We start from the raw sequence: 9168 nt of genomic DNA, 5'->3' as shown, positions 1-9168 counted from the left end.
TTAATTTATTGGGGCGCTGCCCCAAACCCCGAGATATTTATGAAAAGCCTAGAGGTTATTAGTTTACGAGATAGCAAAACCGGACATTTTTAAATTGCTTTGACAGAGGAAATAGGGTGGGACGCGATTATATGTGTTGAGGTTTTATTCGGTAGGGTAGAAAATTCTTGTGGACACCTACCTTCATGGTCAGGGTTGTTCAGTGAACAATCCTGTTTACGCCATAGGGATATTCTAGGGAACTTGAAGTGCTCATTTACACTTGTAAACTGTGCGCTTCTCGCTATCATTAAACTAGAGGTTTTGATTTCACGGGAGTATATAAGAGTAAAGATCATGACTATTTTCCTATTCCCGTCCATCTGCACCTGCCTCATTATCTTGAGTATCGTTGACTTGAAATGGTTAATCGTTCCCTATTCTCTATTGTTGCCCCTTGCTGTCTTGTGCTTGGCCTGGAACGTACATTTTGATGTTCCTCCTCTCATCAGCTTTATCTGTGCCGTTGCCATGGCCCTGATGGCGCTTTTGCTACGTCATGGAATCTATATCTTCAAAGGTCAAGTTGGTTGTGGTTGGGGAGATGTGTGGCTGTTTTTTGTTTGCGGCATGGTGATCTCTTCTGACCAATTGGCACCCTTTTTCCTAGTGACTGGATCCAGCGGCATCATTTTCGGCTCTCTCTGGCAAACAGTGAAAGGGCAATCCCGTTTTCCTTTTGTACCGTGCCTCAGCTTAGGTCTGGCTACTGCATTGTGGTTGCAATTGCCCGGTATGAAGTAATTTTAAAAGAGCCTCTTGCTTCACCGCTCGATAACAGGCAAAGTGTTTTCGATGCTATTTCATTTGCCAAGGATTATGAACTCGTGCCAATTTTACCAGACTCTTGGATTCGCCAAACCGCACTTAAGCAGCGGATGATCGAACCTTTCAAAGATCGACAAAATCATGATGGGGTAATTTCCTATGGACTATCTTCTTATGGGTATGATGCCCGTGTTGCTGATGAGTTTAAGATTTTTACCAATGTTGATGGTGCAATTGTTGATCCAAAAAATTTTTCAAATCAAAGTTTTGTTGAACGACAAACCGATACTTGTGCGATTCCCCCCAACAGTTTTGCTCTTGCGCGCACGGTCGAATATTTCCGAATTCCCAGAGATGTTTTGGTCATTTGTTTAGGCAAATCCACTTATGCACGCTGCGGAATTATTGTAAACGTTACACCGCTTGAGCCCGAATGGGAAGGCCACGTGACCCTTGAATTTTCAAACACCACACCCCTGCCAGCCAAGATTTATGCCAATGAAGGAGCATGCCAGTTTCTGTTCCTCAAAGGTGCAAACGCTTGCGAGATTTCCTATAAAGACCGCCAAGGTAAGTATATGAGACAGTGTGGAGTCACACTTCCACATGTTGTGACTCAGAAAGCGATGGCTGACAGTGCATAAACTACGTATCATTGGCGGAACGCCATTAAGCGGAGAGATCCATATCAGTGGCGCCAAAAATGCCATGCTACCATTAATGACAGTGAGCCTGCTCACGGATCAAGTGCTTGAGCTAACCAACGTTCCAGATCTTGCCGATGTGTATTCTATGGGTGACCTCCTTGCAGAACATGGTGTCGAGCAATCTTTTGACACCACCCATAAAACCATACGCTTTCATGCTGGCAGCATCAAATCAACCACTGCTCCTTATGATTTGGTACGCAAAATGCGTGCCTCCATTTTGGTGTTAGGACCCCTGCTAGCACGGTGTGGTCAAGCCCGGGTTTCACTTCCAGGAGGATGTGCCATTGGTGCTAGGCCGGTTAATTTGCATCTCGATGGTCTTAAAGCACTAGGGGCTGAAATTGAAATCGATCAGGGCTATATTAATGCACGCGCTCCCAAGGGCTTGCAAGGTGGTGATTATCGATTTCCTATTGTCTCTGTAACCGGCACAGAAAATCTTATGATGGCGGCAAGCCTCGCTCATGGTACCACCCGGCTTTTTAATGCTGCCTGCGAACCTGAAATTACAGATCTCGCCAACTGCCTCATTACAATGGGGGCAAAGATTAATGGTGCAGGGACTTCACAGGTCACAATTGAAGGCGTTGACCGTCTGAAGGGTACTGCACACAAAGTTCTTCCTGATCGAATTGAAACCGGAACGTATGCTATTGCTGCCCTTATTACTGGGGGCGATCTGAAACTTCTTGGTGCTGATACCTCTCTATTGCCAACCGTGATTCCAATGTTGGAGCAAAGTGGTGCTATCATCAAGGAAATCAATAATGGTTTTCACGTACAGGCGCCGGCAAAGCGTCACCGTCGCCTCAAAATGATGACCCAACCGTATCCTGGATTTGCCACGGATCTACAAGCTCAATTGATGGCAATGTTGAGCCTTGCTGATGGTGAATCGCAAATCGTTGAAGCGATCTTTGAAAACCGCTTTATGCACGTTCCAGAGCTTGCCCGCATGGGCGCTGACATCCTTGTGGATGGGTCCACAGCACACATCAAGGGTGTTGAGCAACTCAATGGCGCAGAGGTTATGGCTACCGATCTACGTGCCTCCGTTTCCTTGGTGCTTGCAGGGCTTGCAGCAAAGGGAGAAACTTTTGTTCAACGCATCTATCATCTTGATCGTGGTTACCAAAATTTGGAGCAAAAGCTATCAGCCTGTGGCGCCAATATTGAAAGAATTGCCGCGTAAAACCTCCTCAACGACATCAGTTCGTTATCGAGTTTGTCTGCACGTTCCGGAAATTCAGGTAAGGAAATCAAGCACCGTTTTCTTGATGATATACTGAAGTGAAATCAAAACCTCTGTTTCCTGATACGCTCGAAGTGCTCATTTACCCAAGTAAACTGCGCGCTTCTCGCTATCATTAAACTAGAGGTTTTGATTTCACGAGAGTATAAGTCTCATCCATTCTTCAGCTATTGCCAGCAGGTTTATCGATCAGGGAGGAGAGGATGAAGTAAAGATTGCCCTATGCTGCGTGAGGGAAAATTTGTCTTGCACTACTGAGGTGATGCGCTAGAATGTCTGACAAAAGGGCCTTTCTGGTAGAGGCTCTAAGAAATGTACAGGAAATTACATATGAATTCAAAAATTTTCATGTCTGTAGGCTTAATCACAATCTCGGGAATAATTGGGGTTTCTGCCGCTGATGCGGCTTGTAAGGGAGGCTATCGTCCATCAAAGCGTCATTTTCGAAAGTCATATACAAAGACTGTGACTCCACCTTCTCGTTTTCGAGCTTCCAAACAATCTCGTATGGACACGGCAGGAGTAGCAGCACTTCGAACTCGCCACCGCCAGATCTTGCGTGAAATTGAAGCACGCGAGAAAAGACTGCGGGGGCAAACAATCATTTCTCTCGGTAAAACTTCTCTTCAGGCACGCTTGCGTTCACTGAAAAGCCGACTTACATCAGCCGAACAACTAGGACGAGTACCTGGAAATGAGAGGGCATGTAACGATATTTTCACTGTGATCAGTACTGAGTTACGCAAGATTGATCGTTCGATGCAGACACAAATTGCTCGAGCATCTGGACGGAGTACTTATTCCTAATTCCTAAAGTTAAGCAGGGATTTGAATTTTTACCTGTAAGCCTCCATGAGGAGAGTCGTGGAGCGTGATATCTCCCCCGTGTTGGTGAGCGCTGTCTTTTGCAATTGCGAGTCCTAGACCAACACCGGCTGTATTGAGATTGCGCGCTACATCCAGACGGTAAAAGGGTTTGAAAACCCGTTGCCGCTTCTCAGGCGGAATACCAGGGCCATTATCTTCAACCAAAATGGTCAGCCACTGGTTAGAGGAAATGACTCTAATCCAGATATGACTCGCATGATGCTGAGCGTTTTCCAACAAATTCACAATACATCGTTTCATGCTTTGTCTCTTAAGAGAGATTTCAGTGTCAGGGTTACAGTCAATTTCAATATTTGCCTTTGCTGGTACAACGATTTCATCTAAAAATTGCCTTACAATAACTGACCGTGAAGCTTCTTGATCGTCTCCTTTAGCAAAGGCAAGATACGAATCAATCATTTTCGTCATTTCTTTGATATCAGCTTGCAATGCTTTGGCTTCTGGAAGATCTTCAGATATCGCCAATTGCAGGGACATACGAGTTAAAGGGGTACGCAAGTCATGCGAAACACCCGCCAACATTTCAGTGCGCCTACTGATCTGACGGGCGATTCTTGCACGCATTGTGTTAAAAGCAATTGCAGCTTTTCGAACTTCAAAAGCTCCAGATGGAATGAAACTGGTAACGTGCTGCCCTTTACCGAAGCGATCCATTGCATCAGCAAGGCGCCGGATGGGACGGACTTGTTTGTGCATAAAAACTGCTGCAACGAGAAAAAGGAAAACCGGCGTTCCAAGTAACCACATCATAAAAACCGGCGTCGATTTACTTAGCAATCGTTTGCGCGACATGGCAATTTGCAGCACGTTCTCACCCAAGCTGGTACTCACAAAAATTGTATCATTGGTCATAATGATTTCATGTGGTTGTGGCAGGTGATAAGAAAGAGCTTCCTCAAGAAAAGCAGTTCCCAGATTGCGCAAAGGTGTTCGGTGCTTGCGCCGTGAGGGAATACTTTTCAGTACGGTTGCATCAAAACCAAAGTTACGTCTGGCAAATTGGCGTAACTCATCAGGCTCAAGTTTGTGCTGTTGCACTAAGCTGACGGTCGCTCCAATTTCTCCAGCAATGTCATCTGCAAGCCTGCGCGTAATATTGTCCAAATGACGATCAATAAAAACGTAGATGGTAATACTGGTTGCCAACAGCGGCGGAACAAGCAAAATAAGTAGAGCTCGTCCAAAAAGGTGCTTGGGAAGGAAGCTTTTTAATGTATGAAATGGGCGTAAAATTCTTAGTCGGCCCATAAGATATATCCTTTATGTCGAACTGTTTTAATATAACGCGGTTGACGTGGGTCAACTTCAATTTTTTTCCGCAGGCGAGTCACTTGCACATCGATGGTTCGTGGGCTCAAGTTAACCCCCCCATGTTTGGCCAAATCATCTCGTGAAACGGGTTGTCCGTGGTGGCGTGCCAAAAAGGTTAGCAGTTGTGCTTCAGCAAAGGTCAGATTGACTGGCTGATCATCTGCGTAAAGCATGCCACGCTCAGAATCAAAGGTAAACTTTCCCAGCTTAAGTGTTTGTAGTACTTTAGGCGGCGGACTTATTGCATGATGTCGCCGCAAAATGGTTTGTAGTCGCAACAAGAGTTCTTTTGGTTCAAAGGGCTTACAAAGATAATCATCCGCCCCATGCTCTAAGCCTGCGATACGATCATCCGCATCTCCCATGGCTGTCAACAAAAGGATTGGAGTGTTATTTGCTGGTGTGTTGCAAAAGTCCTGTTTCAGCCGTTTGGTAAACGCCAAACCGTCTTCTCCCGGCATCATGACATCTAAAATCATGGCATCAAATTTTTGGGTCTTGAGCAAATGCAAAGCTTGAGTTGCATCACAAGCGGTTTGTACAGAAAACCCCCGATCTGTTAGATACTGCTCTAACAACTGACGGAGTCGCTGGTCATCGTCGACAACAATTATACGTGCGTTTTGATTCATCATAACCAACTTTGATACTATCATCTCTTTTCACTTATAAATGATTTTTGTACTTGATGGCAAATTTAATTGCACCACAATGCTATATCCACCTTTTAAAGCCGACCCCCTCTCTAAAAGTTTATTGTTCACCTTACCCACTAATTTTTCATAAGAACCAAAAAATCTCTATGCTGCACAAGTTTCAGAAAAGTTGCAATTTTGCCCATAATTGATTATATCTTAATAAGGAGATCGCTGAAATTATGCAGCACTCCTGATTGATTCGCATGATAGTTGTTAGGAGTTGACGGATGAAAAAGATTTTGATGTTTTTTGCTTTGCTGGCAGCAGTAGCACCTTTTATGCGCGATGTTCAGGCAAAAACAAGGGCTGGAGTTGAAGCGGAGACTACGTCTCGATCTTTGATCAGGTTGCTACCTCGCATTCACAACATTAAATCGGTTCAGCAGCTCATGGAAGTTGTCGTGTCAACAGGTTCGTTTAATACTTTAGATGCATACATTGTTGATTGTAATGAGGCAAGTGAAAACTATAAAAATGGTTCTAAGTTGTCGAATAGTGATTTCTACAAAAAAATTTCTGATTCTTACCAGGTATTGGGCACACAGTTGAGTGAGTTGAGAAAGACTCTTTGCGCAGCACCTGATGTTGAACAACCGGCTCCTGCAGAGTGTAAGGTAATGACTGAAGGTCTGCTTGATATCCAAGAGACATTGGATAAGATAACAATAAGCCATCAAAATGGTTTTACCCTGTCAAAGAGCGTCTCTGACATAGACTCTTCTGAATTTGATAAGCTGAGTAAGCAATTAATTGACTTAAAAGATACTCTCTTTATGCCACCTAAAATTGAAACTAAAAACTCCGTTGATCTTGGGATGTTTGATCTTGGAATGGGAGATAAGATTCAACAAGTACTGGGTTAAACAACCCATTAATAATTCTCTTTTCGGTGGAAAATTTTCCGCAAAACCTTTAGGCTAATTGTCAAAGCACCGTGACGAGAGGGTTTAGGAAGATATGCCAGGGGCTCCGTACTACATAACAACTCCCATTTATTACGTAAATGATGTGCCGCACATTGGTCATGCCTATACAAGCATTGCAGCAGACGTACTAGCGCGCTTCTATCGTTTGTTTGGTCATGAGGTTTTCTTTTTGACGGGAACCGATGAGCATGGGCAAAAAATTGAGCGTGCCGCTGAAAAAAAAGGTGTCAGTCCACAACAGTTTGTCGATGATGTGGCAGAGCATTTTCGCGATCTTAGTCAAATGCTTAATTTATCTGAGGATTATTTTATCCGCACCACAGATGCAGGCCACAAAAAGGCAGCGCAGGCCTTGTGGTCGAAACTGGCTGATAACGGGCAAATCTATCAATCAACGTATGCAGGTTGGTACAGTGTGCGTGACGAGACATTTTATACTGAAAGCGAGCTAGTAGACGGCAAAGCACCTACAGGCGCTGAGGTTGAGTGGATTGAAGAGCCCAGTTATTTCTTTAAGCTTTCTGAGTGGCAAGAGCCACTGTTGCGTTTTTATGCCGAAAATCCTGATTTCATAGGTCCCAAGACACGCCGCAACGAAGTTATGCGTTTCGTGGAAGGGGGACTCAGAGATCTTTCAATTTCCCGTTCTACATTTAAGTGGGGCGTGCCTGTGCCCGGCGATACGGGACATGTGATGTATGTGTGGCTTGATGCCCTAACCAATTATTTGAGTGCCTTGGGATATCCAGATGTGCAAACACCAAAGTATATAAATTTCTGGCCCAGTGCCACACATCTGGTTGGTAAAGATATTTTGCGTCATCATGCAATCTACTGGCCAGCGTTTTTATTGGCAGCGGGACTTGAGCCACCTAAGCGGATCTTTGCCCACGGGTGGTGGACCAAAGATGGGAACAAGATGTCGAAATCCATAGGTAATACTGTTGATCCTTTTGAACTGGTGCAGCAATACGGTGCTGATCAGGTGCGATACTTTTTGATGCGAGAGGTTCCCTTTGGTAAGGATGGAGATTTTTCTGATGCAGCCTTCATTCAACGCATCAATAGCGACCTTGCCAATGATTTTGGCAACTTAGTTCAACGGGTACTTTCTTTTGTACAAAAGCATGCAGGGGCGCAAGTACCACAGCCTGGAAAACTTCATGATGGCGATAAAACTTTCTTGCAACAGATTAAGGAGCTGCCAGAAGAGTTAAAAATACTTGCCAAGCAGCAGTCCTTAAGCAAAATGTGTGAAGCTATATGGGTTTGTGTTGGTAGAGCCAACCGTTACATTGATCGTGAACAACCTTGGAGTTTGCGCAAAACGGATGTGGAACGTATGCAAACAGTGCTTTTTGTACTTATGGAGGCGATTTTCTATCTGGCGGTTTTAGCTTTACCTGTGATTCCTCAAGCCAGTGAGCGGTTCCTTGATTTTCTCAGTATCCCTGATTCACAAAGGGATTTGATGGCTTTGGGGGGAGAAGTTCTGATACCAGGTACACCTTTGCCGGTACCTGAACCGGTGTTTCCTCGATTTGAAAAAGCAGCTTAGCCAATGTGGATCGATAGCCACTGCCATTTAAATGATGAACGTTTTGCCGGCGAACTGGATGTTGTGTTAGATAATGCAAAGCGGGCAGGTGTAAACACTATGGTTACAATTTGCACAGAACTGAACGAAGCTTCGACTCTGCTCGATCTGGCAAATACCCATGAAGAACTTTATTGTTCAGTAGGTGTGCACCCGCATGAAGCGCAGATTCCTGAAAATCAAGAGAATCTCGCACAAGTCTTAACTCAGTTTGCTGTCCATGACAAAGTGATTGGACTTGGGGAAACAGGATTGGATTATTATTATGAGCATAGTCCTAAGGATGCGCAAAGACAAGCCTTCGCCACTCACATTGATGTTGCAAAGCACACAAAATTGCCTTTGATTGTACATACCCGTGATGCCGAAGTTGATACCATTGACCTGTTAAAGGCCGAGCAGGGCAATATGACAGGTGTGATGCATTGTTTCAGTGGCAGTCAAGATTTAGCTGACAAGTCGTTGGATTTGGGGTTCTACATTTCAATTTCTGGGATTGTCACTTTCAAAAAAGCTAACGACCTGAAAGACATTGTGAAACGTTTGCCTTTAGATAGAGTTCTTCTCGAAACAGATGCTCCTTATCTGGCCCCTGTCCCTTTGCGCGGAAAACGCAATGAACCAGCATTCATGGTGCATACGGCCCAAGTTGTGGCGGACTTGATGGGAATCACGGCTGAAAAATTGGCTCTTGCAACAACAGAGAATTTTTCTAAATTATTCAACCTGAGTTTTGGATAAGAGATAACTCAGGTTAGCAACGTCTTTACTGAGAGCTTACCGCCTCTAGCTCTTTCATTTTCGCCAAGCAGGGACTGGGTTAGTCGTATTCCCTAAAGTATCTTGGATTTTAATAAAAACTTAACTAGATTGTACTCCAGTCAACCAAAAAGGAGTAAGAAAATGCTTTCAGAAATTATATGTGTGGACTGTCAGTCTGCGGATGTATACGTTTCTAAAATAGATCAAACGCAAAATC

Annotated in this window: 9 protein-coding genes; 7 read left to right on the top strand and 2 right to left on the bottom strand. The window is 44.3% G+C overall.

The window, feature by feature from the left end:
- Positions 1-336 precede the first annotated feature (336 nt).
- The 4 genes from ABFQ95_05910 (at position 337) to ABFQ95_05895 (ending at position 3576) form a co-directional block, all read left to right on the top strand.
- Positions 337-783: a prepilin peptidase gene (locus ABFQ95_05910; protein ID MEN8237060.1), complete on the top strand. Its 447-nt coding sequence runs from the start codon at positions 337-339 to the stop codon at positions 781-783.
- An 83-nt stretch (positions 784-866) separates the two neighbouring features.
- Positions 867-1451 carry a dCTP deaminase gene (gene dcd / locus ABFQ95_05905; protein ID MEN8237059.1) on the top strand — a complete coding sequence of 195 codons (585 nt, stop codon included), beginning with the start codon at positions 867-869 and terminating at the stop codon, positions 1449-1451.
- Positions 1444-2709: a UDP-N-acetylglucosamine 1-carboxyvinyltransferase gene (gene murA / locus ABFQ95_05900; protein ID MEN8237058.1), complete on the top strand. Its 1266-nt coding sequence runs from the start codon at positions 1444-1446 to the stop codon at positions 2707-2709. Before dcd ends, murA begins: the two co-directional genes overlap by 8 nt.
- Positions 2710-3099: 390 nt before the next feature.
- Complete coding sequence (locus ABFQ95_05895) at positions 3100-3576, top strand: hypothetical protein (GenBank protein ID MEN8237057.1); 477 nt, start codon at positions 3100-3102, stop codon at positions 3574-3576.
- 9 nt (positions 3577-3585) lie between these two features.
- On the opposite strand, the gene ABFQ95_05890 is transcribed toward ABFQ95_05895, so the two are convergent.
- Together ABFQ95_05890 and ABFQ95_05885 are read right to left on the bottom strand one after the other, a co-directional pair.
- Positions 3586-4905, bottom strand: a complete 1320-nt coding sequence (locus ABFQ95_05890) for an ATP-binding protein (protein ID MEN8237056.1) — start codon at positions 4903-4905, stop codon at positions 3586-3588.
- The gene (locus ABFQ95_05885; protein MEN8237055.1) at positions 4893-5624 is read right to left on the bottom strand and encodes a response regulator; all 732 of its coding nucleotides are present in this window, start codon (positions 5622-5624) and stop codon (positions 4893-4895) included. The genes ABFQ95_05890 and ABFQ95_05885 overlap by 13 nt, the downstream gene beginning before the upstream one ends.
- A gap of 269 nt (positions 5625-5893) precedes the next feature.
- Here ABFQ95_05885 and ABFQ95_05880 point away from each other — a divergent pair, with 269 nt between their 5' ends.
- The 3 genes from ABFQ95_05880 to ABFQ95_05870 all read left to right on the top strand — a co-directional run bounded on the left by ABFQ95_05880 (position 5894) and on the right by ABFQ95_05870 (position 8930).
- Positions 5894-6529, top strand: a complete 636-nt coding sequence (locus ABFQ95_05880) for a hypothetical protein (protein MEN8237054.1) — start codon at positions 5894-5896, stop codon at positions 6527-6529.
- A 94-nt stretch (positions 6530-6623) separates the two neighbouring features.
- Positions 6624-8150 carry a methionine--tRNA ligase gene (gene metG / locus ABFQ95_05875; GenBank protein ID MEN8237053.1) on the top strand — a complete coding sequence of 509 codons (1527 nt, stop codon included), beginning with the start codon at positions 6624-6626 and terminating at the stop codon, positions 8148-8150.
- 3 nt (positions 8151-8153) lie between these two features.
- A complete protein-coding gene (locus tag ABFQ95_05870) occupies positions 8154-8930 on the top strand; it encodes a TatD family hydrolase (protein ID MEN8237052.1) in 777 nt (258 codons plus the stop codon).
- The last annotated feature ends 238 nt before the right edge of the window (positions 8931-9168 follow it).

The organism is Pseudomonadota bacterium, assembly GCA_039714795.1.
GTDB lineage: Bacteria > Pseudomonadota > Alphaproteobacteria > JAGOMX01 > JAGOMX01 > JBDLIP01.
Note: the sequence above shows the minus strand (reverse complement) of the source record. Positions and strands in the feature narration are given on the sequence as shown.